At 71.7% G+C, this 24,730-nt stretch carries 29 protein-coding genes and 1 riboswitch; of the genes, 15 read left to right on the top strand and 14 right to left on the bottom strand.

The features are described 5' to 3' along the window. Window positions 1-205 precede the first annotated feature (205 nt). Together ACFY12_RS11450 and ACFY12_RS11445 are read right to left on the bottom strand one after the other, a co-directional pair. On the bottom strand, window positions 206-661 hold the full coding sequence (locus ACFY12_RS11450; RefSeq protein ID WP_390715543.1) for a peptidoglycan-binding protein: 456 nt from the start codon (window positions 659-661) through the stop codon (window positions 206-208). Between the two features lie 209 nt (window positions 662-870). Then, window positions 871-2,097 (bottom strand): acyl-CoA dehydrogenase family protein, encoded by a 1,227-nt coding sequence (locus ACFY12_RS11445; protein WP_390715542.1) that lies wholly within the window; start codon window positions 2,095-2,097, stop codon window positions 871-873. Window positions 2,098-2,259: 162 nt separating this feature from the next. On the opposite strand from ACFY12_RS11445, the gene ACFY12_RS11440 reads away from it, so the two are divergent. After that, window positions 2,260-2,907, top strand: a complete 648-nt coding sequence (locus ACFY12_RS11440; RefSeq protein ID WP_390715541.1) for a TetR family transcriptional regulator — start codon at window positions 2,260-2,262, stop codon at window positions 2,905-2,907. A gap of 89 nt (window positions 2,908-2,996) precedes the next feature. Here the strand turns inward: ACFY12_RS11440 and def are convergent, their stop codons facing one another. Then, window positions 2,997-3,566: a peptide deformylase gene (gene def / locus ACFY12_RS11435; protein WP_390715540.1), complete on the bottom strand. Its 570-nt coding sequence runs from the start codon at window positions 3,564-3,566 to the stop codon at window positions 2,997-2,999. A 191-nt stretch (window positions 3,567-3,757) separates the two neighbouring features. Here def and ACFY12_RS11430 point away from each other — a divergent pair, with 191 nt between their 5' ends. From ACFY12_RS11430 to ACFY12_RS11415, 4 genes are all read left to right on the top strand, one after another. Continuing rightward, window positions 3,758-4,996: a MurT ligase domain-containing protein gene (locus tag ACFY12_RS11430; RefSeq protein WP_390715539.1), complete on the top strand. Its 1,239-nt coding sequence runs from the start codon at window positions 3,758-3,760 to the stop codon at window positions 4,994-4,996. A 39-nt stretch (window positions 4,997-5,035) separates the two neighbouring features. Then, window positions 5,036-5,767: a type 1 glutamine amidotransferase gene (locus ACFY12_RS11425; RefSeq protein WP_390715538.1), complete on the top strand. Its 732-nt coding sequence runs from the start codon at window positions 5,036-5,038 to the stop codon at window positions 5,765-5,767. Window positions 5,768-5,942: 175 nt separating this feature from the next. After that, window positions 5,943-6,893, top strand: a complete 951-nt coding sequence (locus ACFY12_RS11420) for a cytochrome c oxidase assembly protein (RefSeq protein WP_390715537.1) — start codon at window positions 5,943-5,945, stop codon at window positions 6,891-6,893. A 122-nt stretch (window positions 6,894-7,015) separates the two neighbouring features. After that, window positions 7,016-7,174 (top strand): hypothetical protein, encoded by a 159-nt coding sequence (locus tag ACFY12_RS11415; RefSeq protein ID WP_390715536.1) that lies wholly within the window; start codon window positions 7,016-7,018, stop codon window positions 7,172-7,174. A gap of 53 nt (window positions 7,175-7,227) precedes the next feature. Here ACFY12_RS11415 and ACFY12_RS11410 read toward each other — a convergent pair whose 3' ends face one another. After that, window positions 7,228-7,686: an SSI family serine proteinase inhibitor gene (locus ACFY12_RS11410; protein WP_390715535.1), complete on the bottom strand. Its 459-nt coding sequence runs from the start codon at window positions 7,684-7,686 to the stop codon at window positions 7,228-7,230. Window positions 7,687-8,198: 512 nt separating this feature from the next. On the opposite strand from ACFY12_RS11410, the gene ACFY12_RS11405 reads away from it, so the two are divergent. Beyond that, the gene (locus ACFY12_RS11405; protein WP_390715534.1) at window positions 8,199-8,903 is read left to right on the top strand and encodes a lysophospholipid acyltransferase family protein; all 705 of its coding nucleotides are present in this window, start codon (window positions 8,199-8,201) and stop codon (window positions 8,901-8,903) included. 148 nt (window positions 8,904-9,051) lie between these two features. Here the strand turns inward: ACFY12_RS11405 and ACFY12_RS11400 are convergent, their stop codons facing one another. Further along, complete coding sequence (locus ACFY12_RS11400; protein WP_390715533.1) at window positions 9,052-10,668, bottom strand: alpha/beta hydrolase; 1,617 nt, start codon at window positions 10,666-10,668, stop codon at window positions 9,052-9,054. Between the two features lie 542 nt (window positions 10,669-11,210). Here ACFY12_RS11400 and ACFY12_RS11395 point away from each other — a divergent pair. From ACFY12_RS11395 to ACFY12_RS11380, 4 genes are all read left to right on the top strand, one after another. After that, window positions 11,211-11,594, top strand: a complete 384-nt coding sequence (locus ACFY12_RS11395) for a hypothetical protein (RefSeq protein WP_390715532.1) — start codon at window positions 11,211-11,213, stop codon at window positions 11,592-11,594. A gap of 44 nt (window positions 11,595-11,638) precedes the next feature. Further along, window positions 11,639-12,574, top strand: coding sequence for a hypothetical protein (locus ACFY12_RS11390; RefSeq protein WP_390715531.1), 936 nt, complete (start codon window positions 11,639-11,641; stop codon window positions 12,572-12,574). 70 nt (window positions 12,575-12,644) lie between these two features. Next, on the top strand, window positions 12,645-13,082 hold the full coding sequence (locus ACFY12_RS11385) for a roadblock/LC7 domain-containing protein (RefSeq protein ID WP_390715530.1): 438 nt from the start codon (window positions 12,645-12,647) through the stop codon (window positions 13,080-13,082). Between the two features lie 158 nt (window positions 13,083-13,240). Next, a complete protein-coding gene (locus ACFY12_RS11380; RefSeq protein WP_390715529.1) occupies window positions 13,241-13,615 on the top strand; it encodes a hypothetical protein in 375 nt (124 codons plus the stop codon). 26 nt (window positions 13,616-13,641) lie between these two features. Here ACFY12_RS11380 and ACFY12_RS11375 read toward each other — a convergent pair whose 3' ends face one another. The 6 genes from ACFY12_RS11375 to ACFY12_RS11350 all read right to left on the bottom strand — a co-directional run bounded on the left by ACFY12_RS11375 (window position 13,642) and on the right by ACFY12_RS11350 (window position 18,455). After that, window positions 13,642-14,544 (bottom strand): urease accessory protein UreD, encoded by a 903-nt coding sequence (locus ACFY12_RS11375; RefSeq protein WP_390715528.1) that lies wholly within the window; start codon window positions 14,542-14,544, stop codon window positions 13,642-13,644. Beyond that, on the bottom strand, window positions 14,541-15,254 hold the full coding sequence (gene ureG / locus ACFY12_RS11370; protein WP_390715527.1) for an urease accessory protein UreG: 714 nt from the start codon (window positions 15,252-15,254) through the stop codon (window positions 14,541-14,543). The genes ACFY12_RS11375 and ureG overlap by 4 nt, the downstream gene beginning before the upstream one ends. 69 nt (window positions 15,255-15,323) lie before the next feature. After that, window positions 15,324-15,998, bottom strand: a complete 675-nt coding sequence (locus tag ACFY12_RS11365) for an urease accessory protein UreF (protein ID WP_390715526.1) — start codon at window positions 15,996-15,998, stop codon at window positions 15,324-15,326. Window positions 15,999-16,109: 111 nt separating this feature from the next. Further along, a complete protein-coding gene (locus ACFY12_RS11360) occupies window positions 16,110-17,831 on the bottom strand; it encodes an urease subunit alpha (protein WP_390715525.1) in 1,722 nt (573 codons plus the stop codon). Continuing rightward, entirely contained in the window at window positions 17,824-18,135 is a 312-nt protein-coding gene (locus ACFY12_RS11355) for an urease subunit beta (protein ID WP_390715524.1), read from the bottom strand. Before ACFY12_RS11355 ends, ACFY12_RS11360 begins: the two co-directional genes overlap by 8 nt. Before the next feature lie 17 nt (window positions 18,136-18,152). After that, entirely contained in the window at window positions 18,153-18,455 is a 303-nt protein-coding gene (locus ACFY12_RS11350) for an urease subunit gamma (protein WP_390715523.1), read from the bottom strand. Between the two features lie 546 nt (window positions 18,456-19,001). Here ACFY12_RS11350 and ACFY12_RS11345 point away from each other — a divergent pair. After that, the gene (locus tag ACFY12_RS11345; protein ID WP_390715522.1) at window positions 19,002-19,946 is read left to right on the top strand and encodes a M28 family metallopeptidase; all 945 of its coding nucleotides are present in this window, start codon (window positions 19,002-19,004) and stop codon (window positions 19,944-19,946) included. Window positions 19,947-20,005: 59 nt separating this feature from the next. Here ACFY12_RS11345 and ACFY12_RS11340 read toward each other — a convergent pair whose 3' ends face one another. Further along, window positions 20,006-20,320, bottom strand: coding sequence for a type II toxin-antitoxin system Phd/YefM family antitoxin (locus ACFY12_RS11340; RefSeq protein ID WP_390715521.1), 315 nt, complete (start codon window positions 20,318-20,320; stop codon window positions 20,006-20,008). A gap of 81 nt (window positions 20,321-20,401) precedes the next feature. Here ACFY12_RS11340 and ACFY12_RS11335 point away from each other — a divergent pair, with 81 nt between their 5' ends. From ACFY12_RS11335 to ACFY12_RS11325, 3 genes are all read left to right on the top strand, one after another. Next, window positions 20,402-21,037 carry an ATP-dependent Clp protease proteolytic subunit gene (locus ACFY12_RS11335; protein WP_390715520.1) on the top strand — a complete coding sequence of 212 codons (636 nt, stop codon included), beginning with the start codon at window positions 20,402-20,404 and terminating at the stop codon, window positions 21,035-21,037. Between the two features lie 5 nt (window positions 21,038-21,042). Further along, on the top strand, window positions 21,043-21,351 hold the full coding sequence (locus ACFY12_RS11330; protein ID WP_390715519.1) for a hypothetical protein: 309 nt from the start codon (window positions 21,043-21,045) through the stop codon (window positions 21,349-21,351). 302 nt (window positions 21,352-21,653) lie between these two features. Next, window positions 21,654-21,831: riboswitch (cyclic di-AMP (ydaO/yuaA leader) on the top strand. Window positions 21,832-21,835: 4 nt separating this feature from the next. Continuing rightward, window positions 21,836-22,309 carry a C40 family peptidase gene (locus ACFY12_RS11325; RefSeq protein ID WP_390715518.1) on the top strand — a complete coding sequence of 158 codons (474 nt, stop codon included), beginning with the start codon at window positions 21,836-21,838 and terminating at the stop codon, window positions 22,307-22,309. Window positions 22,310-22,390: 81 nt separating this feature from the next. On the opposite strand, the gene ACFY12_RS11320 is transcribed toward ACFY12_RS11325, so the two are convergent. After that, window positions 22,391-23,056 carry a LysE family translocator gene (locus ACFY12_RS11320; RefSeq protein ID WP_390715517.1) on the bottom strand — a complete coding sequence of 222 codons (666 nt, stop codon included), beginning with the start codon at window positions 23,054-23,056 and terminating at the stop codon, window positions 22,391-22,393. A 71-nt stretch (window positions 23,057-23,127) separates the two neighbouring features. On the opposite strand from ACFY12_RS11320, the gene ACFY12_RS11315 reads away from it, so the two are divergent. Further along, window positions 23,128-24,045, top strand: a complete 918-nt coding sequence (locus ACFY12_RS11315) for a LysR family transcriptional regulator (protein WP_390715516.1) — start codon at window positions 23,128-23,130, stop codon at window positions 24,043-24,045. Window positions 24,046-24,137: 92 nt separating this feature from the next. Here ACFY12_RS11315 and ACFY12_RS11310 read toward each other — a convergent pair whose 3' ends face one another. Beyond that, window positions 24,138-24,566 (bottom strand): ATP-binding protein, encoded by a 429-nt coding sequence (locus ACFY12_RS11310; RefSeq protein ID WP_390715515.1) that lies wholly within the window; start codon window positions 24,564-24,566, stop codon window positions 24,138-24,140. Between the last annotated feature and the right edge of the window lie 164 nt (window positions 24,567-24,730).

Here is a 24,730-nt window from a genome sequence, read left to right as displayed (position 1 = left end):
TGCTTTACGGAAGGAAAGTAGAGCGCGCCCCCTCGCCCGTCAAGGGGTGGCGAGCAGTCAAGGGGCGGCGAGCAGGTGCGGAGTCCACGGGCCCACGCGGACGGGCAGCAGACGGGCAGCAGACGGGCAACGGACGGGCATACGAAAGCCGCGCACCGGGCGAGTGCCCGGTGCGCGGCTCGGTGGGAGTACCTGCGCGGACTGCCTATGCGGCGTTGGCGAACCGCTTGAACGCGGCCTTGGTCCCCGCTCCGGCGATTCCGTCGATCGCGCCCTTGTACCCCCAGCTGTTCTTCAGCAGGCGCTGCAACGCCTTCACCGTCTCGCGCCCGACGACTCCGTCGATCTTGCCCCGGTAGCCCCAGTGCGCCTTGAGGTTGCGCTGGAACGCCTTCCAGCTGTTGGTGCCCAACTGCCCGTCGATCTTGTCTTTGTAGCCCCAGTACTTCTTCAGCCAGCCCTGGACGTTCCTGGCCTGCTTGGCGTTCAGGCCGAGGTTGTTGACCACCGCGAGCGAGTGGGCGGCCTCGGAGCTCACCGCCGGCCGCGAGGCCGACGCGGACTCCGCGAAGGCGGCGCCCGCACTCGCCAGGCTTCCGGCGGCGATCCCGGCCACGGCAGTGACGCTGACGAGTGTCCTCATGACAATGTTCGGTCGCATTCGTCCCCCCTCAGGGTCGTAGGACCATCTGGCGCGGACCGGCGCCCAGATGGCGATCCGAGAGTGCGGGGTGGCCGGCAGCGCCTACCAGGCCCGCCCGGCGAATGGGGAGATGCTGGGACGTCTCACGCTCTGGCCTGCGGGGACATGGTTCCGAATGGCGTTCCCGCGGGACGCGGACGCGGCAACACCTACCGGAGCGAATGCTTCTACCGGATCGGCATCCCCGACAGCGCCCGGGCGATCACCAGCCGCTGGATCTCACTCGTGCCTTCGAAGATCGTGTAGATGGCGGCGTCGCGGTGCATCCGCTCGACCGGGTACTCGCGGGTGAAGCCGTTGCCGCCGAGGATCTGAACGGCCTGCGCGGTGACCTTCTTGGCGACCTCGCTGGCGAAGAGCTTGGACATCGAGCCCTCGGCGCTCTCGAACCTCTTGCCCGTGGTGGCCATCCAGGAGGCGCGCCACACCAGCAGCCGCGCCGCGTCGATCTGCGTCCGCATGTCCGCGAGCTGGAAGGCGACGCCCTGGTTGTCGATGATCGGGCGGCCGAACTGCTCCCGCGTCCTGGCGTACTCCAGTGCCTCTTCGTACGCCGCGCGCGCCGTGCCGACCGCCATGGCGCCGACGGCCGGGCGGGACGCCTCGAACGTCGCCATCGCGGCGTTCTTCACCCTCTCCTCTCCGGTCCTGGCGTTCTCACGGGCGCGGGCCAGCCGCTCGTCGAGCTTCTCCTTGCCGCCGAGCAGGCAGTGGCCGGGCACCCGGACGTCCTCCAGGACGACCTCGGCGGTGTGCGAGGCCCGGATGCCGTGCTTCCTGAACTTCTGGCCCTGGGAGAGGCCGGGAGTGCCCGGCGGAACGATGAAGGAGGCATGACCCTTGGATCCAGCCTCCGGATCGACGACCGCGACGACGACGTGGATGTTGGCGATACCGCCGTTGGTCGCCCAGGTCTTGGTGCCGTTCAGCACCCATTCGTCCTTGGCCGCGTCGTGGACGGCACGGGTGCGCATCGCCGCGACGTCCGATCCGGCGTCCGGTTCCGATGAGCAGAAGGCGGCGACCTTGACGTCGTCGGCATCCCCGTACATCTGCGGGACCCACGTGCCGATCTGCTCCTCGGTGCCGTTGGCGAGCACGCCGACGGCGGCCAGGCCGGTGCCGACGATGGACAGCGCGATACCGGCGTCCCCCCAGAAGAGCTCCTCCATGGTCATCGGGATGCCGAGGCCGGTCGGATCGAAGAACTGCTGGGCGTAGAAGTCGAGCGAGTACAGGCCGATCTTGGCGGCTTCCTGGATCACCGGCCAGGGAGTCTCCTCGCGCTCGTCCCACTCCGCGGCGGCGGGGCGCATGACGTCCGCGGCGAAGCCGTGAATCCAGTCGCGGACTTCCTTCTGCTCGTCGTTGAGCGCCATGGTGAACTCGGCCATGTCCCCTCCAGTGCGGCGGCGGTACTGGTGTTACTAGCGGTAACGCGAAGTGTGTTACTCGCCAGTAAGCGATGTCAACTCCCCCTGCGGCGAATTCAGGGGCAAGATCGGGTGTTACGTTGCGCCAGCGCCACGGATTCACAATGGGTGGGGAGCACGACCATGGAGAGCACAGAGCACGACAGCGCCCGGCAATCGGCGGCCGAGCGCAGGCGGCGGGAGCTGCTGGAGGCCGCCGAGCGCATTGTGCTGCGCGACGGCCCGGACGCGTCGATGAACGCCATCGCCGCCGAGGCGGGCATCACCAAGCCGATCCTCTACCGGCACTTCGGCGACAAGGGCGGGCTCTACCGCGCCCTGGCCGTACGGCACACCGACGCCCTGCTGGCCAATCTGCGGACCGCGCTGGACGCGCCGGTCCTGCGCCGGGAGCGGGTCGAGGCCACCCTCGACGCCTATCTGCTCGCCATCGAGACCCGTCCGCAGGTGTACCGCTTCCTGATGCACCCCTCCGAGGAGGACAACCCCTCGGAGTCCGGTTTCGACGTCGGACGGCACTCCGCCCCGCTGCTGCGCCGGCTCGGCGAGGAGCTGGCCGAGGTGATCACCGACCGGCTCGACCTGGGAGCCGGCGCCGAGCTGAGGGCACGCGTCTGGGGGCACGGCATCGTCGGCATGATGCACGGTGCCGGTGACTGGTGGCTGCGCGAACGTCCGTGCGCCCGTAAGGAGTTGGTGGAGCAGCTCACCGATCTGCTGTGGGGGCACCTGGCCGCGGTCGAGGACCGCGCGGGCGGCGCCGGATCCTGAGCAGGGCCGTACGGCGGCACCGGATCCCGGGAGGGGCCGTGAAGGGCCGCACGGCGGCACCGGCCCCCGGGAAGGGCCGGACCGGCCGCTCAGCCGCCGACCGCGGCCGCCGGTCCGGCACCGGCCGCCCACGGGGCCCTGGCCGCCGCGCGCAGCGCCCGGCGGCGGCGCAGGCCGGTGAGCCGGTCGACGTACAGACCACCGTCGAGGTGGTCGCACTCGTGCTGCAGGCAGCGGGCGAAGAAGCCGGTGCCGGTCACCGTCCGCGGCTCGCCGGACGCGCTGAATCCGGTCACCACGGCATGATCGTGACGCGGGGTGCCGGCCTCGATACCGGGCAGCGAGAGGCACCCCTCGGGCCCGCGGACGACCGGGCCGTCGGCCTCGACGAGCCGGGGGTTGACCAGGTGCCCCAGGTGACGGCGGTCCTCGTCGTCAGGGCAGTCGTAGACGAACACCCGCAGCGGGACGCCGATCTGGTTGGCGGCCAGGCCGACACCGCGCGCGGCGTACATCGTCGCGTACATGTCCTCGATCAGCCGGGCCAGCTCACCGTCGAAGGCGGCGACCTCCTGGCAGGAGCCGGTCAGGGCGGGGTCACCGAGGAGGCGCAGGGGGCGGATACGGCCGGAACTGCCGGGAATGGTGCGGGGACGCATGGGCTCCAGCGTACGGTCCCGCACCCGCCGGACGTCGTCGCACGGGTGGCGGGGTTCGGGCCCACGGCCGGATCTCGATAGGCTGATCCCCGACCGATGCCTCCGGCCGGTCACGTCATCGGCTTCGGAGGGGGCGTTCCACCGGCGGCCGCACGACGGACGGGCGCCGGACGCAAGGAGGATCAAGGACGATGGCAGGCAACACGGAGCCGCTGTCGCCGCGGGCCAAGCTGGCCGTGACGGCGGGCAAGGCCGCGGCAGCGGTGTCGCGCGCGGCGGGCCGCGGCAGCGGATCGGTGATCGGTGGCCGGGTGGCGCTGAAGCTCGACCCCGACCTGCTGGCACGGCTGGCACGGCACCTGGACGTCGTCCTGGTGTCGGCGACCAACGGCAAGACGACCACGACCCGGCTGATCGCGGAGGCGCTGCGGGCCAGCGGACCGGTGGTCTCCAACGCGCTCGGCGCCAATATGCCGGCGGGCATCACCTCCGCGCTGGCCGGCGGCTCGGACGCCAAGTACGGCGTCATCGAGGTCGACGAGAAGTACCTCGCGGGTGTGGCGCGCGATGTGACGCCGAAGGCCATAGCGCTGCTGAACCTCTCGCGCGACCAGCTCGACCGTGCCGCCGAGACCCGGATGCTGGCCGAGAAGTGGCGCGAGGGCCTGTCCGGCTCCAAGGCGCTGATCATCGCCAACGCGGACGACCCGCTGATCGTCTGGGCCGCCTCGGGCTCCGCGAACGTGGTGTGGGTGGCGGCCGGGCAGGAGTGGAAGGACGACGCCTGGTCCTGCCCCTCGTGCGGCGGGGTGATGCAGCGGCCGGGCGACGACTGGTTCTGCGGCGAGTGCGGCTTCCGCCGCCCCACGCCCAGCTGGGCGCTCTCCGGCGACCACGTCCTCGACCCGCACGGCAGCGCCTGGCCGATCAAGCTGCAGCTGCCGGGCCGCGCCAACAAGGCCAACGCCACCACCTCCGCCGCGGTGGCCGCCGCCTTCGGGGTGCCGCCGCAGGTCGCCCTGGAGCGGATGTTCTCCGTGCAGGCGGTGGCCGGCCGCTACGACGTGGTCACGTTCCAGCAGCGCGAGCTGCGGCTGCTGCTGGCGAAGAACCCGGCCGGCTGGCTGGAGACGTTCTCGCTGATCGACCCGCCGCCGACCCCGGTGATCATGTCGGTGAACGCGCGCGGCGCGGACGGTACGGACACCTCCTGGCTGTGGGACGTCGACTACACCCGGCTGGCGGGGCACCCGATCTACGTGCTCGGCGACCGCAAGCTGGACCTGGCGGTGCGGCTGGAGGTCGCGGGCCTGGACTTCCGGGTGTGCGACAGCCTCGACGAGGCGGTGCAGCTGGCACCGCCCGGCCGGATCGAGGTCATCGCCAACTACACCGCCTTCCAGGACCTGCGCCGCCGCGTGGGCAACTGACCGGGATCCACCGACCTTCACGGACAAGGACGAGCAAGCATGAGTGACAACAGCCTGCGCCTGGTGTGGATCTACCCGGACCTGCTGAGCACCTACGGCGACCAGGGGAACGCCCTGGTGGTGGAGCGGCGGGCGCGCCAGCGCGGACTGGACGTACAGCGCCTGGACGTACGTTCCGACCAGCAGATCCCCACCTCGGGCGACATCTACCTGATCGGCGGCGGCGAGGACCGGCCGCAGCGGCTGGCCTCCGAGCGGCTGATCCGGGACGGCGGTCTGTCCCGCGCGGTCGCCAACGGCGCGATCGTGTTCTCGGTGTGCGCCGGCTACCAGATCCTGGGCCACGAGTTCATCAACGATCTGGGCGAGCGGCAGCAGGGGCTGGGGCTGCTGGACGTGGTCAGCACCCGTGGTGAGGGCGAGCGCTGCGTCGGCGACGTACTCGCCGATATCGACCCGCAGTTGGGGCTGCCGCCGCTGACCGGCTTCGAGAACCACCAGGGCGTGACGCATCTGGGCAGGACCGCCCGGCCGTTCGCCAAGGTACGGTTCGGCAAGGGGAACGGCGTCGGTGACGGCTACGAGGGCGCGTACAACGACACGGTCTTCGGGACGTACATGCACGGCCCGGTGATGGCCCGCAACCCGCACATCGCCGACCTGCTCATCAAGCTGGCGCTGGACGTCAACGCGCTGCCGCCGGTGGAGGACCACTGGTACGAGGCGCTGCGCCAGGAGCGGATCGCCGCGGCGACCCAGCAGCCCGCCTGACCCCTTCCCGGCGCCCTCCGGCGCCTCTTCTCCGTACGCCCGCGGTCCCGCACCGCGGGCGTACGTGTGCCTGCCCGGCGTCGGGAGGCCGGGGAGGCGGCCCCTGCCGCGTGGCGCGGCCAGGTGCGGTTCTACTCTTGTGGCCGGAGCATCGGTACGAATCGGGAGCGAGCGGATGGATCACAGCGGGCACGGCATGAACATGGATCTGCCGCCGTTCACGCTGACGCGGGGCCTGGAGTTCGGGGGTGATCCGTTCTTCCTCGTCGGCTGCCTGCTGGGGCTCGGACTCTACGGCTGGGCGGTGGTCCGGCTGCGACGGCGCGGGGACACCTGGCCGGTGGGCCGGACCGTGGCCTGGGTGCTGGGCGTGGTGACGGTGGCGCTGGCGATGTGCACCCAGCTCAACGACTACGGCATGGCGATGTTCAGCGTGCACATGGTCCAGCACATGATCGTCAGCATGCTCTCCCCGATCCTGCTGCTGCTCGGGGCTCCGATGACGCTGGCGCTGCGCGCGCTGCCGACCGCCGGGCGCGGCCGCAAGGGCCCGCGCGAGCTGCTGGTGGCGCTGCTGCACAGCCGGTACATGCGGGTGATCACCCACCCCGCGTTCACCATCCCCATGTTCATCGCCAGCCTCTACGCCCTGTACTTCACGCCGCTGTTCGACTTCCTGATGGAGTCCCGGGCCGGGCACATCGGGATGATGGTGCACTTCCTCGCGGTCGGCCTGGTCTTCTTCTGGCCGATCATGGGCGTCGATCCGGGACCGCACCGGCCCGGCTATGTGATGCGCATCCTGGAGCTGTTCGCCGGGATGCCGTTCCACGCCTTCTTCGGTATCGCGCTGATGATGGCGTCGGAGCCGATGGTCGGCACCTTCGTGAACCCGCCGGCCTCGCTCGGGATCGAGGCGCTCGCCGACCAGCAGGCGGCCGGCGGTATCGCCTGGGCGTTCAGCGAGATCCCGTCCGTCGTGGTGCTGATCGCGCTGGTCTACCAGTGGCGCAAGTCCGAGGAGCGGGTGTCCCGGCGCGCCGACCGGGCCGCCGACCGCAACGGCGACCAGGAACTGGCCGAATACAACGCCTACCTCGCCTCTCTCCACGCCCGGGGGCGGTAGCGGCGACAGGGACACCCCTCTGGGGAGACCGTCTGGCGGTACGGGCCGCGGCCGGGGACGATGGTCCCATGGCCGCGGCCCGTGGCATATGCGCCGCGGGCTGCCGTGAGGAGGTTGCGGGTATGCCCGGATCTGCTAGGACGATGGCCGTACTCACGGTGAGCGGGCTGGTGGTGGCCACCGCGTACACCGTGGCGATGGGCTCCAACGGCTGGGTCTGGTTCTCGTGGGTGGTGCTGGCGCTGGTGACACTCGGGGTGGTGGCGGCGAAACCGGTCTGACCGGGACGGTTCCGACCGGGCGGCAGGAGGACGGGGCGGCCGGCCCGCCGGGCTCAGAAGCGGAAGACGGCGCCGGTCGCGGCGTCCATCATGCAGGCGTTGGAGAACTCCTTGCGCCAGTTCACCGGGCCGCCGCGCCAGGTACCGGACGCGCTGACGGTGACCGGGTTGTACTGCTTGGTGCAGGGGTGCGGCTCGCCGGGCAGCGCGTCCATGTCCCCGCGCGCCCAGGTCAGCGCGTTACAGGCGGCCAGGGCGTGCGGATGTCTGCCGTAGCTGTCCGGGCAGCCGAGCCGTACGCCCCGGATCCAGGTGCCGCTGTCCCCGGACACGGTCAGCAGCAGTCCCTGGTCGCTGCCGGGCGGCTGGGGTGCGAGGGCGGCCACGGCCTGTGCCGGAAGTCCCGCCTGTCCCGCGGCGTCCGGCTGCGGAGGCGGGGCGGCGACGGCCGAAGCGGCGCAGAACGTGCCGGTCAGCGCCGCGGACACGGTGACGGACACAGCGGTGGGCACGGCGGCACGGACTGATCGGCGTCGGCGGCTGACGGGCATCGATGTCTCCTTCAGAACGCTCGGTCCTGAGAACGTCGGTCCTGGGAACGCTCGGTCCTGGGACCGCTCGGTGAGTTCAGGCCACCTCGCCCGCTGCCGGGGCACAAGCGGCCACGCCGTGCTGTCGCCCGTACGGACTCGGCCGGGCGAGGGAGCCGGCGGCGCTCCCCGCCGGCGGGCCGCTCCGCTCTTTCGAGCCATGTCATCGCTCCCGTCCCCGGCCCCGGACGCCCTGGCACCCGGCGTCCTCGCCACCTCCACAGGCCCCAACTCAGGCCGCTCCAGGGGCAGTTCAATGCCATCCGGAGATGCCGGAGCGAGCTGCGGCGGCAGCGGAGCACGGTGCCGGAATCCGACCGGAGGTGGTGACCGGCCGCGACGGTTGCCCATAGCCTCACGCCCGTCCCGAGAGCCCTCGTGACCTGGAACGACGTAGCCATCGAACGATCCGACGGAAGAGGGAGTCGCCCCCCGTGTTCTACCAGGCTGTGAAGTTCGTCCTCCTGCCACTACTGCGACTGATATTCCGGCCGCGGATCGAGGGGCTGGAGCATCTGCCGGAGGACGGCGCCGCGATCATCGCGGGCAACCACCTCTCGTTCGCGGATCACTTCGTCCTGGCGGTGATCGTGCCGCGCCGGGTGACGTTCCTCGCCAAATCCGAGTACTTCACCGGGTCCGGGCTGAAAGGGCGGCTGACCGCGGCGTTCTTCCGCGGGCTGGGGCAGATTCCGGTGGACCGTTCCGGCGGCCGCGCCTCGCAGGCAGCGATCTCGTCGGGCCTCTCCGTCCTGCGCGACGGCCAGCTCCTGGGGATCTACCCGGAAGGCACCCGCTCGCACGACGGCCAGCTCTACAAGGGCCGTACCGGGGTCGCGTCGATGGCCATCCAGACGGGGGTGCCGGTCATCCCGTGCGCGATGATCGGCACGTTCGAGGCGCAGCCGACCGGCCGGCTGGTGCCGCGGTTCAAGCGGATCAGCATCCGCTTCGGCGCGCCGCTCGGCTTCTCGCGGTACGAGGGGATGGCGGACGACCGCTTTGTGCTGCGCGCCGCCACGGATGAGATCATGTACGCGATCCTCACCCTGTCCGGCCAGGAGTACGTCGACATGTACGCGGTCGACGCCAGGGCGCAGGCCCAGGCACCGGTGCACGCCGAGGGGCTGACGGCGTGATGCGCGCGCCGGGTACCGGCGGCCTGATGCCCGGCGCCGGGTACTGACGGCAGCACAAGGGGCGGCCGGTGTGCCCGAGGGCACTCCGGCCGCCCCTTCCTGCCTCCTCCGTCCACCCCTCGGTGTCACCGTCGGGTGTGACGGCGGGTCACTTGGCGGCGGCCTTGTCCTTGCCCTTGTCCTTGGACGGTTCCGGCTCCGCGTGCGGAGCGCAGGTCACGTCCGCGGCATCGGTCCTCCCGCCGAGGAAGTAGGCGTCGACCCGGGTGTTGACGCAGGAGTTGGTCTCCCCGGTGACACCGTGCGAGCCGGCGTCCCGCTCGGTGATCAGGCGGGAGCCCTCGAACCGCTTGTGCAGCTCGACGGCACCGTCGTACGGCGTGGCCGCGTCCCGCTCGCTCTGCACGATCAGCACGTTCGGCAGACCCTTGCCGGTCCTGACCTCCACCGGGCGCTGCTGCTTGACCGGCCAGGTGGCGCAGGGCAGGTTCATCCAGGCGTTGGCCCAGGTCATGAACGGTGCCCGCTGGTGGAGGCGGGTGTTGTCGCGGTCCCACTTCCGCCAGCTGGTGGGCCATGCGGTGTCGGTGCACTCGACGGCGGTGTAGACGGCGTTGCCGTTCTCCGCCGCGATGTTGCCGGCGGTGTCCTTGAGGTCCGGTCCGGCGTTCTTCACCAGCGGCTTGCTGTCGCCGGCGCGGTAGGCGCTCCAGGTCTCGGCGACCGGGGCCCAGCTGGAGTCGTAGTACGGCGCGTTCTGGAAGTATCCGGTCAGCTCGGCGGGGCCGACGACGCCGCCGATGGGGTGCTTCTTGGCGGTGGCGCGCAGCTCCTCCCAGGCCGCCTGGACCTTCTCGGGGGTGTCACCGATGTGGTACGTGGCGTCATGCCGGGCGACCCACTTCTTCCAGTCGCCCCAGCGGGTCTCGAAGGCGATGTCCTGGTCGAGGTTGGCCTGGTACCAGACCTTGTGGCGGGCCGGGTTGGTGACGCTGTCGAACAGCATCCGGCGGACGTGGTCCGGGAAGAGCGTGGCGTAGACGGCGCCCAGGTAGGTGCCGTAGGAGACGCCCAGGTAGTTGAGCTTCTTCTCACCCAGCGCGGCGCGGACCACGTCCAGGTCGCGGGCGGTGTTCTCGCTGGTCATGTACGGCAGGAGGTCACCGCTGCGCTCCAGGCAGCCCTGCGCGTACTCCTTGGCGAGCTTGCGCTGGGCGCGCTTGTCGGCCTCGGTGTCCGGCACCGGGTCGGCCTTCGGGGCCTTCACGAACTTCTGCGGATCGACGCAGGAGATCGGCGCGGAGTGGCCCACACCCCGCGGGTCGAAGCCGACGAAGTCGTACGCCTTGGCGATCTTGGCCCAGACCGGGCTCTTGGTGGTGATGCGGTTGGGGAACCTCATGCCCGAACCGCCGGGGCCGCCGGGGTTGTAGAGGAGGGAGCCCTGGCGCTCCTTCTTGCTGCCGGTGCTGACCGCCCGGTCCACGGCGATCTTGATGGTGCGGCCCTCGGGCCGGGCGTAGTCGACCGGGACGGTGACATAGCCGCACTGGACGGGTGACTTGAGGCCCCAGTCGGCGGGGCAGTCCTGCCAGTCGATGCCCTGCTCGGCCGCGCGGGCGGCGGCGGTCTGTACGCCGCGCGCTTCGGCCGTTCCGTTCTTGGGGTGCTGGCCCGCGCTGGCGGGCGGGGCGGCTATCGCTCCGGTGAGGAGCGCGCCGGTCACCAGGGTGCCGGCGGCGCCGAGCGCTGCTGTTCTTCTCACGTGGTGGTTTCCCCCTGCTCGGTGGCCACTTGTGGCTGTGGTGATCACAGGTCTACGGAGGAATCCTGGCCTCCGGCATCCCCTCCTGAACAGGCTCGGACCCCAATTCTTTACCAACCTGTAGGTTTTCGGTTCGCCAGTGGCCCGTGCGGAACGGCCGGAGAGGGTGGGTGAGCCGGCACATTCCAGCCAAGCCGCGCGGGCGGCGGCGCGCGGTTTCGCGCACTCTGCGCCGTAGCGGCGGAACGTTCAACCCACCAGGGATGGCGGTGAGTTGACGAGGGGGGTGAGTACACCGCCGGACCCCGGCGCGCATCGACGGCCGGCCGGCGTACGGGCCGGCGCCCGGTGCGTTGGCCGCCGGAGTGCCGAGGAGGGGCGAGAACACGTCAATTGCACCTGACCTGTCCCGGAGGCATGTGCCTGTCGCACACCTTCAGTAACCTTCCGTGAAGGCTCTCCCACACACCGCCACAGGGAGGGCTTCGGCGTTTTCGCGCCCGTTCAAGCGCCCGTTCAAGCCGTCGCGAAGGAGCTCCGCAGTGCCGGGTATCGATCAGGTGTTGTCCCAGGCGATGCGGATTCCGGGCGTCCTGGGCGCCGGCCTGATCGACTGGACCAGCGGGCTGACGCTCGGCACGGTCGGCCAGGCACCGCACGGCGATCCCGACGCGGCCGCCGCGGACACCGCCGAAGTGGTGCAGGCCGTGGCGCGCAACGCCACGTTCGACACCGCGGGCACCACCGGCCCGGCACTGGAGGACCTCATCATCACGGCCGCCGGCAGCTACCACCTGATCCGTTTCGTGCACACCGCCTTCGACAGCCAGACGTACCTCTACCTCTGGCTGGACCGGGCACAGGCGAATCTCGCCGTCGCCCGGCTGCGGCTGCGTGATCTGGCGGCGGAGCTGGTCACCTCCTGACCGCCGCGCTCCGCCCCCTCGCACCAACGGTTAAGGAACCAGCCATGGGCCTGCCCCCCTCTTCCCGCCCACCCGACCCGGCCTCCTCCCGCCTACCCGACCCGGCCTCCTCCCGCCTACCCGACCCGGCCTTCTCCCGCGAGCCCGCGCCGGCCGGGCTGCTCGACCGGTGCGCCGCCGAGCGCGTCACCGGCGCCCTGCGCGGCCCGCACGGCTGCGTCTACCTCCTCGACGGCGCGGTCACCTACGTCGAGGACACCGCCGCGCCGGGGCTCGGCGTACGGCTCACCGCGGCCGGCAAGGTGCCGCCGCGGGGCTGGCGGTACGCCGCCGAGACCGCGGGCCCGCAGCGGCGCGGCGGCCAGTTCCTGGTCAGCGAGGGCTGGTTGACCCAGGGGGAGCTGGAGATCTGCCATCTCGCGGCGCTGCTCGACGCGGCGTTCTTCGCGCTGCCGCTGCCGCCGGAGGACACCTCGTTCACCCCGGGGACCGGGCACTGGCTGGGCGTCGTCCGCCGGATCAGCGCCGCCGCGCTGCTGCGGGCCACGGCCCGCCGCCGCGCCCTGCTCGACCAGTTGCGTCCCTGGGCGGCGGCCGACACCGCGCCCGTGGTCCCCGTACACCCGGCCGGCAATGTCCTCCCCGCCACGAGCCGGCAGCGGCGGCTGCTGGACCGCGCCGACGGTCGGCACACCCCCTGCGAACTCGCCGGTGCGCTGGGCCAGTCCGCGTTCGTGACGCTGCTGGACGTCCGCCGGCTCGCGGCGGCCGGCCTGGTCCGTATGCCGGCGACGGCGCGGCCGCTCCCCCGGCGGCGGCCCGGCGCGGGGCTGCGGGGACAGCCACCGCCCGCCGACGGTCAGCGCCGTCCTGTGGTCTGGCACCCCGCGGTACCGGACCTGCCGGACCTCGCGCGTATCACCGATCCGGACATCGCCCTCCTCGTCCGACTGCGTACGGCTCTGGAGGAGAACCTGTGAACCCTTGCGACCGAGGACCCCGCACCGCATGAGGCGCGCCCTCGTACGGCGTGCCGTAAGAAGGAGACTGATGACGATCGAGCCCCGGTTACGGGACGAGCTGCTGGCGCTGCGCGAGCAAGTACGGCATTTCCAGGGCGGGATGGTGGCGAGCGCCGACGGCATGGTGATCGCCCACGATCTGGCGGACATCGAACCGGACGGTCTCGCCGCGCTGACCGCCGCGGCCATCGGGGTCGCCAAGCGCCTCACCGAGGCGACCGGGCAGGGTGGCTTCGAGGAGTCCCTGACACGGGGCACCGGTGGCTATGTCGCGGCCTACGCAGCCGGCCGCCGGGCGGTCCTCACGGCCGTCGCCGGCCCGGACACCAACGTGGGACGGCTCCACTTGGAGGCCAGACGGGCGGCCGAACGCATCGGCGCGCTGGTCGACGGCGGGGTACCTCCCGCTCATGGGGGTCCTCCCCCCGCCCGGGAGCAGCCGAGGGCGGGGGAGGCACCGCGCTGACCCGCCGCCCGCCCGCCTCCGGGAGGCACCCGCCGCGCGGCGGCACCCGGCACCACCACAGCGCCGGGCACGACCGCAGCACCGGGCACACCGGAAACCGGAACACCGGAACACCGCCGAAGAACCGAAGAAGAACCGAAAGAAAGGCTGAATCCCCCATGTCTCATATGGAATCCGTGCTCGCCGAGGCGATGTCGACCATCGAGGGCGCGATAGGTGCCGCGCTCGTCGACTACACCAGCGGGATGGCGCTCGCCACCCTCGGCGACAGTCAGGTGATGGACCTCGATGTCGCCGCGGCCGGCAACACCGACGTGATCCGCGCGAAAATGCGCACCATGGAGCTGCTGGGACTCCAGGGCACCATCGAGGACATCCTCATCACCCTGTCCACGCAGTACCACATCATCCGTCCGCTCACCGCCAAGAGCGGCAACGGGCTCTTCCTGTACCTGGTGCTGGACCGCAAGCGCGCCAACCTCGCCATGGCCCGCCACCGCCTGGCCCGGCTCGAACCCGAGCTGGAGGTATAGGGCAACCCGGGCCGGAGGGACCGGACTCAGCCGGCGGTGCCGCTCCGGGCGGCCGCCTCGTCGAGGAGCCGCCGCAGCCACAGCGCGTCGGGGGCCACGGCGGTGGCCAGCGCGGCGGGGCCGGCGAGCGGGGCCAGGACACCCTGGCCCGCACCGCCGCCCTGCCGCCCGTCCGACGCCGCATCGCCCAGCAGCCGCACTTCGGCCGGTCTCTCCGCCGGCTCCGGGTCCACGACCAGGAGCTGGCCGACGGCGCGGTGGCCGCCCAGGACGGCCGAGCTGTCCCAGCCCGGGACACCGGGCCCGTACGCCGTCTCCTGGTCGAGCAGGGTGCGGCCGGCGCGGCGGACGGTGAGCCGGCTGCGCAGCGTTCCGGTCCGCTCGCCGCTGCGGCCCAGGACCTGCTCCTCGCGCAGCACCAGGCGGGCGGTGGGGGCCAGTTCGACGGTGGTGGTCATCCTCAGGTCGCTGCCCGCGGCGGAGATCAGCGGCTCCGGCAGCCAGTCCAGCCGCGCTCCGTCGCCGACCGTCAGCCGCACGTCGTAGGTGGCGGGTGCGGCCGTGCGGCCGGGCAGCGCCACGGTCGCCGCGGCGGACGTGACGCACAGCGCGGCGCCCGCCTCGACGGTGGCCTCGATGGCCAGCCGGTCGCCGCCGAGCGGCGCGCTCATGGCGCCCACCAGGCAGACCCGGGCCTGGCCGGTGCCCGTACGGACGCGGCGCAGGGCGAGCGGACCGTCGCCGTCGAGCACCGGCAGCCGGGTCGTGCCGTCCGTATCGGCCCGGGCGAGGATGCGGGCGGTGGCGCGCAGGCCCGCGACCGGGAGTACGGAGGCGGCGGTCGGCGGCGGCACGGCCGGCGCGGCCGTGGTCCGCGGCGGCGCGGTCTGCTGGGGCGGCGCGGTCTGCTGGAGCGGCGCGGGAGTCACGCCGGGCCCGCGGTCCACTCCGCCAGCCGGGCCCGGACCCAGTCCGCCACCGGCTTGACGCCGTTCTCCGACTTCAACGCGGTGAAGACGACGGGCAGTTCACCGCGCTGCGCCCCGGCGTCCCGGGCCATGACGTCCAGGTCGACGCCGACGTACGGCGCGAGGTCGGTCTTGTTGATGACCAGCAGATCGGAGGTGGTCACGCCGGGGCCGCCCTTGCGCGGGATGTCGTCGCCGCCGGCCACGTCGATGACGAAGATCTGCGCGTCGACCAGGCCCTTGGAGAAGGTGGCGGTGAGGTTGTCGCCGCCCGACTCCACCAGCACCAGGTCCAGCGGGCCGCCGCCCCCCTCGGACGACACCGCGTCCTCCAGGTCCTCCACCGCCTCCAGATTGGCGGAGATGTCGTCGCGGATCGCGGTGTGCGGACAGGCCCCGGTCTCCACCGCCGCGATCCGCTCCGGCGGCAGCACCGCCTCGCGGAGCAGGAATTCGGCGTCCTCGCGGGTGTAGATGTCGTTGGTGACGACGGCGATGGACAGCTCGTCGCGCAGCGCGCGGCAGAGCGCGGCGACGGTGGCGGTCTTGCCGGTGCCGACCGGGCCGCCGAGGCCGATGCGCAGCGCCCGGCGACGCCCGTCCGGCCGTATCGGCCCGGCCGCGCTGTAGGTGTGGCGCTCGGGGAAGGTCTCGTGGTGGTCGAGGTGCATGGTCAACTCCGGTGTGTCGTACGGCCACCCGGGGGGGCGGCCCGGGGTCCGGCGGGGTGCCGGGCGGGGTCAGGAGGCGAAGAGGCGTACCGGCCAGACGGCGTGCGCTTGCGCGCTGATGTCGAGCAGCGGCGCGGAGGCGGCGGGCAGGGCGTCGGTCCCTTCGGTGGCGACGCGTGCCGCGGCCTCGGTGCCTTCCTGTGCGACCTGTTCGAGGTCGGCGGCGAGGCGGGCGAGCACGGCGGTGGCGTCGAAGGGGTCCAGGCCGAGCAGCCGGACGGTCGCGGTGGCCGGGCCGCTGAGGGTCTCGTATGCCACGGCGTACGCGGCGTCGAGCGGCGTCAGGCCCGCGGACCGGGCGGCCAGGCCCAGGACGACGGGCTGGTGCGCCCCGCGGGGGCGGGCGGCGGCGAGCGCGTCGAGGGCGGCGCTGGGCCAGGTGGCGCGGGCCGCCCGCATCATCTGCCGGCCGAGCCGCCGGGCGACCTGACGGAGTGCCGGTACGGGCGTACGGGCGTCGGCGGCGTCGTCCAGCAGGAGCGGGTCGCAGCCGGCCGCGGCCGCGGCGGCGAGCCCGGCGGCGACCAGGCCGGCGGTGTGCAGCCGGCCCCGGCAGAAGGTCTCCAGGGTGGCGGCGTCCGTGATGTGCCCCGCGGCGACGGCCGGTTCGGCGCCGCCCGAGTGGGCGTGCCCTCCGGCGGGGAACCGGCCGTCGGCGAGGACGAGCAGCGCTGCGCGGGTCATCGGTGGTCCGTGGTGTGCGTCGGGGAGTTCAGGGGTTGCGGAGGTTGCAGGTGTTTCAGGGGATTCAGGGGATTCAAGGCTTCTTTCGGGTGTTTCATGGCGGCCGGCCGGTCAGAAGAGGAAGTACCGCTGGGTCATGGGGAGTTCGGCGGCCGGCCGGGGTTCGACCACCTCGCCGTCGATGGTCACCGTGAAGGTGTCGGGGTCGACCTGGACCCGCGGCAGGGCGTCGTTGTTGCGCATATCGGCCTTGGTGACGCCGCGGGTGCTGTGGATCGCCTCGTACGGCTTCGCCAGCGGAAGGCGCTCGGGGAGGCCGTCCGCGAGCGCCTGCGGGGCGACGAAGTTGACGGAGTTGCTGCCCGGTGCCCGGCCGGTGGCGCCGAACATGGGGCGGGGCAGGACCGGCTGCGGGGTGGGGATGGAGGCGTTGGCGTCGCCCATCTGCGCGTAGGCGATCTGGCCGCCCTTGATGACCAGCTGCGGCCGGACGCCGAAGAACGCCGGGTCCCACAGCACCAGATCGGCGAGCTTGCCGTCCTCGACGGAGCCGACGAGGTGGTCGATGCCCTGGGCGACGGCCGCGTTGACGGTGTACTTGGCGACATAGCGGCGGGCGCGGTGGTTGTCCGCGTGGCCGTCGCCGGGCAGGGCACCGCGGCGCCGCTTCATGACGTGCGCGGTCTGCCAGGTGCGCAGGACGACCTCGCCGATCCGGCCCATGGCCTGGGCGTCGGACGCCATGATCGAGATGGCGCCGAGGTCGTGCAGGATGTCCTCGGCGGCGATGGTGGAGGGCCGGATCCGGGACTCGGCGAAGGCCAGGTCCTCGGGGACGGCCGGGTTGAGGTGGTGGCAGACCATCAGCATGTCGAGGTGTTCCTCGACGGTGTTGACGGTGTGCGGCCGGGTCGGGTTGGTGGAGGCGGGCAACACGTTCGGCTGGGAGACCATCGCGATCATGTCGGGCGCATGGCCGCCGCCCGCGCCTTCGACGTGGAAGGCGTGCAGGGAGCGGCCGGCGACGGCGGCGAGGGTGTCGCCGAGGAAACCGGCCTCGTTGAGGGTGTCGGTGTGGATCGCGAGCTGGGCGCCGCTCTCCTCGCAGACGGTCAGGCAGGCGTCGAGGACCGCGGGGGTGGCGCCCCAGTCCTCGTGGATCTTGAAGCCGAGGACGCCGGCCCGCAGTTGGCCGCGCATCGAGGCGAGGGAGGTGGTGTTGCCCTTGCCGAGGAGCCCGACGTTGACCGGCAGGGAGTCCATCGACTCCAGCATCCGGGCGACGTGCCAGGCGCCGGGGGTGATGGTGGTGGCCTTGCTGCCCTCGGCCGGTCCGGTGCCGCCGCCGATCATCGTGGTGACACCGGAGGCCAGCGCCTCGTCCGCCTGCTGGGGGCAGATGAAGTGGACGTGGGTGTCGATGGCCCCGGCGGTGAGGATCTTGCCGTTGCCGGCGATGATCTCGGTCTCCGGGCCGATGACCAGCTCGGGGTGGACGCCGTCCATGGTGTCCGGGTTGCCCGCCTTGCCCAGGGCGGTGATCCGGCCGTCGCGGATGCCGACGTCGGCCTTGACGATGCCCCAGTGGTCGAGCACGACGGCGCCGGTGATCACGGTGTCGGGAGCGCCCTCGGCGCGGGTGGCGCGGGACTGGCCCATCGATTCGCGGATCACCTTGCCGCCGCCGAACACGGCCTCGTCACCGGCTCGGCCGGGCCCGCCCGAACGGTCCTCGGTGATCTCGATGACCAGGTCGGTGTCGGCGAGCCGGATCCGGTCGCCGGCGGTCGGGCCGAAGAGGTCGGCGTACGCCTGGCGGGTCAGCTCAGCCATCGAGGGGGCCTCCGGTCTCACCGCGCAGGCCAGGAACGATCCGCTTGCCCCCGATGGGGACGAGTTCGACCTCGGTGGGAATACCGGGCTCGAAGCGCACGGCGGAGCCGGCCGCGACGTTCAGCCGCTTGCCGTGCGCGGCCGCACGGTCGAAGTCGAGGCCGGGGTTGGCCTCGGCGAAGTGGTAGTGGGAGCCGACCTGGACGGGGCGGTCGGCGGCGTTGAGGACGGTCAGACGCGTACGGGGCAGGCCTTCGTTGAGGCGCACCGGCTCGTCGGCGTGGAAGATCTGTCCCGGGATCATCGTGGGCTCTCCCGCGGTCAGTTGATGGGTTCGTGAACGGTGACGAGCTTGGTGCCGTCGGGGAAGGTGGCCTCGACCTGCACGTCGTGCAGCATTTCCGGGACGCCCTCCATCACCTCGTCGCGGGTGAGGACCTTACGGCCGGAGGACATGAGTTCGGCGACGGTACAGCCGTCGCGGGCGCCTTCGAGGATGTGCACGGTCAACAGGGCGAGGGATTCCGGGTGGTTCAGCTTCAGTCCGCGGGAGCGTCGTTTCTCGGCCACATCCGCCGCCACATGAATCATCAGCCGCTCTTGTTCATGCGGGGTCAGTTGCATACGTTCCACCTCACAGTTTTCCCGCCCGGGACACATCCACCCAGGTCACGGGCGTGAGCACACCCGCAACAATAGGTGTACCACTCAGTAATTAAAGGAGGAGCAAACCGAGTTCCAGCAGTTGGCATCAAAAGCCTCCACCACCCGGAGAGTAGTTCGGCGGGATTTCAGCGGCGTTACGCCGAGAGGCCCTTCGGCACCCCTTCCGGTGCCCCACGTAACACGACGGCGCCACCGCCTGTTACCGCACGGAAATACACGCTCCCCAATCGCCGTAACGGCCGCGCCCACCCCCCGGCCGCACAAGGAAACACCTGGCGCATTCCCACCCCGGCGGTACACCAGGACCGGCGAGAACAGGTGGCACGACCGAGGGGCACATCGCCTCTTTTCGCCGCAATCACGACACACGCCGCTCCGCGAACACGGCTGTCCGATATGCGCTCTTGACGATCTCCCGGGTGATCGCGATCCTCATGGGCGCGTCAAAACGGCGCGTTCATCAGACTCCGCGCCGACCCCCCACACACGTATCGGAGCCTCACCGTGTCCCGTTCCCCCCGCATACGCCGGGCCTCGCTCGCCGCAGGTACGGTCGCCGCCGTGGCCGCCACCCTCCTCACCGCGGCCGGCGCCCACGCCGGCACCGCGCCGGCCGCCGCACCGGACATCGACGTCAAGGCCGTCAAGGCCGACCTGGACCAGCTCCAGTCGATCGCCGACGCCAACGGCGGCAACCGCGCCCATGGACAGCCGGGCCACAAGGCGTCCATCGACTTCATCAAGGGCAAGCTGGACCAGGCCGGATTCACCACCCAGGTCCAGGAGTTCGACAACAACGGCGCCAAGGGCTACAACCTCATCGCCGACTGGAAGGGCGGCGACGAGAGCAAGACCGTGATGGCCGGGGCCCATGTGGACTCGGTCGACGCGGGCCCCGGCATCAACGACAACGGTTCCGGCTCGGCCGGCATCCTGGAGGTCGCCCTCGCGGTCGCCAAGGCGGACCTCAAGCCCGCCAAGCACCTGCGGTTCGCCTGGTTCGGCGACGAGGAGGACGGCATGGTCGGCTCGCAGCACTATGTCTCCGCCCTCGGCGCCGAGAAGTCGAAGATCGACTCGTATCTGAACTTCGACATGATCGGTTCGCCGAACCCGGGTTACTTCGTCTACGACGACGACACCCGCCTGGAGAAGGTCTTCAAGGACTGGTTCGCCGCGAAGAACATCGCCACCGAGATCGAGACCGAGGGCGACGGCCGCTCGGACCACGCGTCCTTCAAGGACGCCGGCATCCCGGTCGGCGGCCTCTTCTCCGGAGCCGACTACACCAAGACCCCGGAGCAGGCGAAGAACTGGGGCGGCGAGGCGGGCAAGCCGTTCGACCCCTGCTACCACCAGTCCTGCGACACCGTGAAGAACATCGACGAGAAGGCGCTGGACACCAACACCGACGCCATCGCCCACGCCGTGTGGGAGCTCAGCTCCTGAGCGGGCCCGCCCGTACGGGCGGCGCGGGCTGACACGCGGTCAGCCCGCGGGCCGAACCGTCACCTCTCCCGACCCGGTCGCCGGTCCCCGGCGGCCGGGTCGCGGTGTTCCGCGGCGATACCGAACCGCCGCCGTTCGCCCGGAGCGGACGACAGCTGCCGCACGGTCGACACCGTGCTGATCACCTGCTCGCCCTCCGCACCCTCCTCGCGCCGCCCCAGCTCCTCAAGAAGCTGCAGGTCAGCGGCGGACACCAGGGCCACCAGCGGCTTGCCGTGCCGGGTGACGACCACCCGCTCACCGCCGTAGACGACGCGGTTGATCAGATCCGCCAGCTCCGCACGGGCTTGCGTCACCGGAATTTCGTAGGCCATGCTCCCATTCTAACGGGATGTACGTCCTGTACATTTTTTACAGAGCAGAACCGAAGAGCAGAACAGAGGAGAGGAGCGGTCATGACGCGACCGACGGCCCGCTATGTCCTTCCGGAGTTCACCGAGCGCACCACTGAGGGCTCGCGCACCATGGACCCGTACTCGAAGCTGCTCAGCGAGCGGATCATCTTCCTGGGCACCCCGATCGACGACACCTCCGCCAACGACGTCATGGCGCAGCTGATCCACCTCGAACACGCCTCGCCCGAGCAGGACATCCAGCTCTACATCAACTCCCCCGGCGGGTCGCTCACGGCGATGTCCGCCATCTACGACACGATGCGCTTCGTGTCGTGCGAGGTGCAGACCGTCTGCCTCGGCCAGGCCGCCTCCGCCGCCGCGGTGCTGCTGGCCGCCGGCACCCCCGGCAAGCGGCTGGCGCTGCCCGGCGCCCGGATCCTGATCCACCAGCCCGCGCTCAGCGAACCGGTCCAGGGCCAGACCAGCGATCTGCAGATCCAGGCACAGGAGATTCTGCGCACCCAGAGCATGCTGGAGGAGATGCTGGCGCGGCACACGGGGCAGCCCCGCGAGCGGATCGCCGCGGACATCGAGCGCGACAAGATCTTCGACGCCCGTGCCGCCCAGGAGTACGGCCTGATCGACGGGCTCACCCAGCAGCGCAAGCAGTCGGCCCTCCGGCCCCTGGCGGGGTGAACCGGATGCCGCAGGCCGGACCGCCGCCGCTGCCCTCGCTGACGCGCGCCGAGGGCCGGCTGATCGACTGCTATCTGGAGGTGGTCGACCTGCTGGGCCGGATCAACCCGGCGCGCGGCGGCCACACCTACAGCGGGCTGCGCGCCGCCCAGGCGCTGGTCGGCAGGGCCACCGCGCTGCGCGACGCCCTGACGCTGATGCATGACCGGGGCGAGAGCGAGTTCCACCGGGAGACGCTGGCGCGGGCGCTGCGGGCGCTGGACGGTGAGCGCCGGGCCGGGCGGGTGACGGTGCCGCCGGGCAAGGAGAGCTGATCCGGCACGCTCGCCTCGGGGCCGCCCGGACGGCGTAGCGTCCGGGTCCGGGGTGAGGGAGCGTCAACTTGCGCGAGCGGGCGGAATTCCCTCGGCCGGTGATGTTTCACCCCAGGTCCGGGGGCCGGCACACCCGGCTCTCGGCCGTCTGGAACAGAAATATCGCCATTTGGGTCAAATGTTACCCATCTCACATACGGCATTTCCCGCTCGGAATTCGGTCCGCGGGTGCGTGACGATCCCTTCGACGACAAGACCCCGCCAGACGGCGGGGCGGTCCGGACGGGCGCCCAATCCCGCCGCCGTACCGGATGCCAGGTCGACGACGTGGACCGGCGGGAGCGGAGGACCCGAGCAGGACGGGGTCCGGGGCCGCACGGCCGACGGACTCCTTGGGGTGAAGCCGTACGCACACGGCCGGGCATCTTCGCCTGCCCGAACCCGACAGGTCTCCCTTCGCAGGCGGCTGACGAAGGGTTTGCGCATGACCGTGCGCACGCATACGCCACACCTGCTGGCGCGCGCCGGCACCGTCTCCGCTCTGACACTGGCCACCCTCGGCGGGACCACTCTCGCCCCGGGAACGGCCCCGGACGCGGAAGCCGCGTCCCTCGCCGTCCGCGCGCTCCGGATCGCGGCCTCCAAGCAGGGCTCCCCCTACGAGTACGGCGCCCAGGGGCCGCACTCGTTCGACTGCTCGGGCCTGACCCTCTACTCGTACAAGCGCGCCGGCCGGGACCTGCCGCGCAGTGCCGCCGCGCAGTACGGCCACACCCGGCATGTCTCCGCCCCCTCCCGGAAGCGTGGCGACCTGGTCTTCTTCTCCTCGGGCAGCGGCATCTACCACGTCGGCATCTACGCCGGCGGGGGCCAGATCTGGCATGCGCCCAAGACCGGTGCCGTGGTGCGGCTGGACAAGATCTGGAGCGGCACCGTCCGGTACGGGCGGGTGCGCTGAGCCGCGGCCGGACCTCGTCCCGGCCGGTTGCCGCTGCCCGCCACAGGGCGACAGCGGCCGTCGCCCGGTGCCCGCCCCGCGTCAGGCGAGGACCACCTCGACGAGCAGGATGCCGCCCAGGGCGGTGAGCAGGAAGCCGGTGGCGGCCTCCAGGGCCCGGGACACCTTCGGGCGGCGCAGCCAGCCGCCCAGCCGGTCCACGAGGAGCGCGACGGCGGGGAACCACACCAGCGCCATCGCCACGATCATGGCGGCGAGCAGCAGCGTACGGGGCAGTGCGGGCCGGTCCGCCGGAACGAACTGCGGCAGCAGGCTGAGGAAGAGCACGGGGGCCTTGGGATTGAGCGCGTTCGTCAGAAAGCCCTGGCGCAGTCCCTGTGCGGCGCCGAGCCGGGCCGCCGGCCCCGCACCGTCGGGGGCGGCGTCCGGGCCGGTCGCGTGCTCCCCACCGGCGGCCACCGGACGGCCGCGGAGAGCGAGCAGCGCGCGCCCGCCCAGGTACAGCAGGTAGGCACCGCCGAGGAGTTGGACGGCGCCGAAGAGCGCGGGCACGGCGACCAGCACCGCCGCCAGCCCGGCCACCGCGAGCGCGGTGTGCACCAGGAGTCCGCCCGCCACCCCGATGGCGGTCGCCACCCCCGCCCGGCGCGAGTCGAGGGCGTTGCGCACCACGACCGCGAAGTCCGCGCCCGGCAGGGCGATCATGCCCGCGGCGACTCCGGTGAAGGCGATCAGCTGTCCGTCCATGACAGCATCATTGCTGGTCAGAGCCTTTAATAGGTATTGACATTCTTCTTCGGGGGGCTAAAGAGGTTGTGATGTACGACCCCACTCGACTGGCCGCTCTGGTGGCGGTGGCGGAGGCCGGTTCCATCACCCGGGCCGCCGCCCGGCTGGGTTACACCCCGCCCGCGCTCTCCCAGCAGCTCGCCAAGCTGGAGCGAGAGGCCGGGGCGGCGCTGCTGGTCCGTCACCACCGCGGGGCGCGGCTGACGGCGGCCGGTGAGCTGCTGCTCGTACGGGCCCGGCGGGTGCTCGACGAACTGGAGCAGGCGCGGCACGAGCTGGCCCGGCTGGCAGGGCTCTCCGGCGGCGTGCTGCGGGTCGGCACGTTCATGACGGCCGGTACGCATCTGCTGCCGCCCGTGCTGAGCGCGTTCCGCCGTGCCCACCCCGATGTGGAGCTGAGCGTGACGGAGTACGTACCGCCGGAGGAGACCGAGGCGATGGCGCTGGGCGAGGTCGATCTGGCCCTGACGCATGAGTATGTGCCCGGTGAGGCGATGACGGTCCCGGACGGGCTGGCTCTGGAGCCCTTGCTGACCGAGGAGTTGGTGCTGGTCACCGCGCCCGGCCATGCCCTGTCGGCGGGGGCCGGACGGCTGCCGCTGACCGAGCTCGCCGGTCACCCGCTGGTCAGCATGGCCCCGGCGAACCCCAACCGGCGTGGGGTGGAGGCGGCGCTGGCCGCCGCGGGGGCGAGCGTGGCGGTGCGCTGTGAGTCGCCCGGCTATGCGGTGGTGTGCGCGCTGGTGAGCGCGGGGATCGGGGTGGCGGTGGTCCCCGAGATGATGGCGGAGGGATCGGTGACCCCGCTGGGGATCCGCCGGCTGGACCCGCCGGAGCTGCTCCGGAGGATCTCGGTGGTCCACCGTCCCGGTGGCGGCAGCCCGGCCGCGGAGACCTTGCGCGCCCTGCTGCGCGGCGCGTTCGCCCGCCACTCCGCCGCGCCGTGACGCGCGCCGGCGGCGGGACACCCCGGAAGATTCCGGTACGGAAGATCCCGGTAGCGAAAGGTTCCTGCACCCGCGACGAGGACTCGGAGGACTCAGGGGACGGTGACCTTCCACGGCATCGTGATCCAGACGGTCTTGCCGCCGACGGCGGTGGGAACGACCGAGAGACGGCCGCCGGCCTCCGCCGCGAGAAACCGGACGATGGTCATCCCCCGGCCGTTGTCCTGCTGCACGGCGGCGGGCAGTCGGCGCGGCCGCCGCGGATGGCTGTCGGTGACCCCGACCCGCAGCACCTCGTCACGCTCGAGCCGCAGCTCGACGGTGAACGTCGGGGACTGACCGAAGGTGTGCTGAACGGCGTTGGTCGCGAGTTCGGAGACGATCAGACGGATGGAGTCGGCGGTTTCGGAGCCGGCCGGCATGCCCCATTCGGCGAGCACCGTCAAGGCGTGTCTGCGGGCGAGGAGTACCGAGGCCGGAGCACTCGGCAGCGTGAGTGAGGATTCCTGGTGGTCTGCCATCGCGAAGCCGTCCCTTTCCCACCGAGGCCCGGCTCCGGTCCTGACCTGGGGAGCCGGGATGCCGCTCGGAATGCCCATTCGGCCTCGGACTTCTGCTGTGCGTCAGACTGCCACCCATGCTGCCGGTGCAATGCCGGATCCACCAACATATACAGATATCTATC

It is taken from the genome of Streptomyces sp. NPDC001339 (assembly GCF_042895955.1).
GTDB lineage: Bacteria > Actinomycetota > Actinomycetes > Streptomycetales > Streptomycetaceae > Streptomyces.
This window is presented reverse-complemented; position numbering and strand designations above follow the sequence as displayed.

Coding starts and splice junctions, on each gene's coding strand:
- ureG (WP_390715527.1), bottom strand. CDS start 15,254: ATGCACCTCGACCACCACGAGACCTTCCCCGAGCGCCACACCTACAGC.
- ACFY12_RS11440 (WP_390715541.1), top strand. CDS start 2,260: ATGGAGAGCACAGAGCACGACAGCGCCCGGCAATCGGCGGCCGAGCGC.
- ACFY12_RS11445 (WP_390715542.1), bottom strand. CDS start 2,097: ATGGCCGAGTTCACCATGGCGCTCAACGACGAGCAGAAGGAAGTCCGC.
- ACFY12_RS11320 (WP_390715517.1), bottom strand. CDS start 23,056: ATGGACGGACAGCTGATCGCCTTCACCGGAGTCGCCGCGGGCATGATC.
- ACFY12_RS11350 (WP_390715523.1), bottom strand. CDS start 18,455: ATGCAACTGACCCCGCATGAACAAGAGCGGCTGATGATTCATGTGGCG.
- ACFY12_RS11450 (WP_390715543.1), bottom strand. CDS start 661: ATGCGACCGAACATTGTCATGAGGACACTCGTCAGCGTCACTGCCGTG.
- ACFY12_RS11335 (WP_390715520.1), top strand. CDS start 20,402: ATGACGCGACCGACGGCCCGCTATGTCCTTCCGGAGTTCACCGAGCGC.
- ACFY12_RS11415 (WP_390715536.1), top strand. CDS start 7,016: ATGCCCGGATCTGCTAGGACGATGGCCGTACTCACGGTGAGCGGGCTG.
- ACFY12_RS11390 (WP_390715531.1), top strand. CDS start 11,639: ATGGGCCTGCCCCCCTCTTCCCGCCCACCCGACCCGGCCTCCTCCCGC.
- ACFY12_RS11340 (WP_390715521.1), bottom strand. CDS start 20,320: ATGGCCTACGAAATTCCGGTGACGCAAGCCCGTGCGGAGCTGGCGGAT.
- ACFY12_RS11315 (WP_390715516.1), top strand. CDS start 23,128: ATGTACGACCCCACTCGACTGGCCGCTCTGGTGGCGGTGGCGGAGGCC.
- ACFY12_RS11330 (WP_390715519.1), top strand. CDS start 21,043: ATGCCGCAGGCCGGACCGCCGCCGCTGCCCTCGCTGACGCGCGCCGAG.
- ACFY12_RS11380 (WP_390715529.1), top strand. CDS start 13,241: ATGTCTCATATGGAATCCGTGCTCGCCGAGGCGATGTCGACCATCGAG.
- def (WP_390715540.1), bottom strand. CDS start 3,566: ATGCGTCCCCGCACCATTCCCGGCAGTTCCGGCCGTATCCGCCCCCTG.
- ACFY12_RS11325 (WP_390715518.1), top strand. CDS start 21,836: ATGACCGTGCGCACGCATACGCCACACCTGCTGGCGCGCGCCGGCACC.
- ACFY12_RS11420 (WP_390715537.1), top strand. CDS start 5,943: ATGGATCACAGCGGGCACGGCATGAACATGGATCTGCCGCCGTTCACG.
- ACFY12_RS11355 (WP_390715524.1), bottom strand. CDS start 18,135: ATGATCCCGGGACAGATCTTCCACGCCGACGAGCCGGTGCGCCTCAAC.
- ACFY12_RS11360 (WP_390715525.1), bottom strand. CDS start 17,831: ATGGCTGAGCTGACCCGCCAGGCGTACGCCGACCTCTTCGGCCCGACC.
- ACFY12_RS11425 (WP_390715538.1), top strand. CDS start 5,036: ATGAGTGACAACAGCCTGCGCCTGGTGTGGATCTACCCGGACCTGCTG.
- ACFY12_RS11430 (WP_390715539.1), top strand. CDS start 3,758: ATGGCAGGCAACACGGAGCCGCTGTCGCCGCGGGCCAAGCTGGCCGTG.
- ACFY12_RS11385 (WP_390715530.1), top strand. CDS start 12,645: ATGACGATCGAGCCCCGGTTACGGGACGAGCTGCTGGCGCTGCGCGAG.
- ACFY12_RS11365 (WP_390715526.1), bottom strand. CDS start 15,998: ATGACCCGCGCAGCGCTGCTCGTCCTCGCCGACGGCCGGTTCCCCGCC.
- ACFY12_RS11310 (WP_390715515.1), bottom strand. CDS start 24,566: ATGGCAGACCACCAGGAATCCTCACTCACGCTGCCGAGTGCTCCGGCC.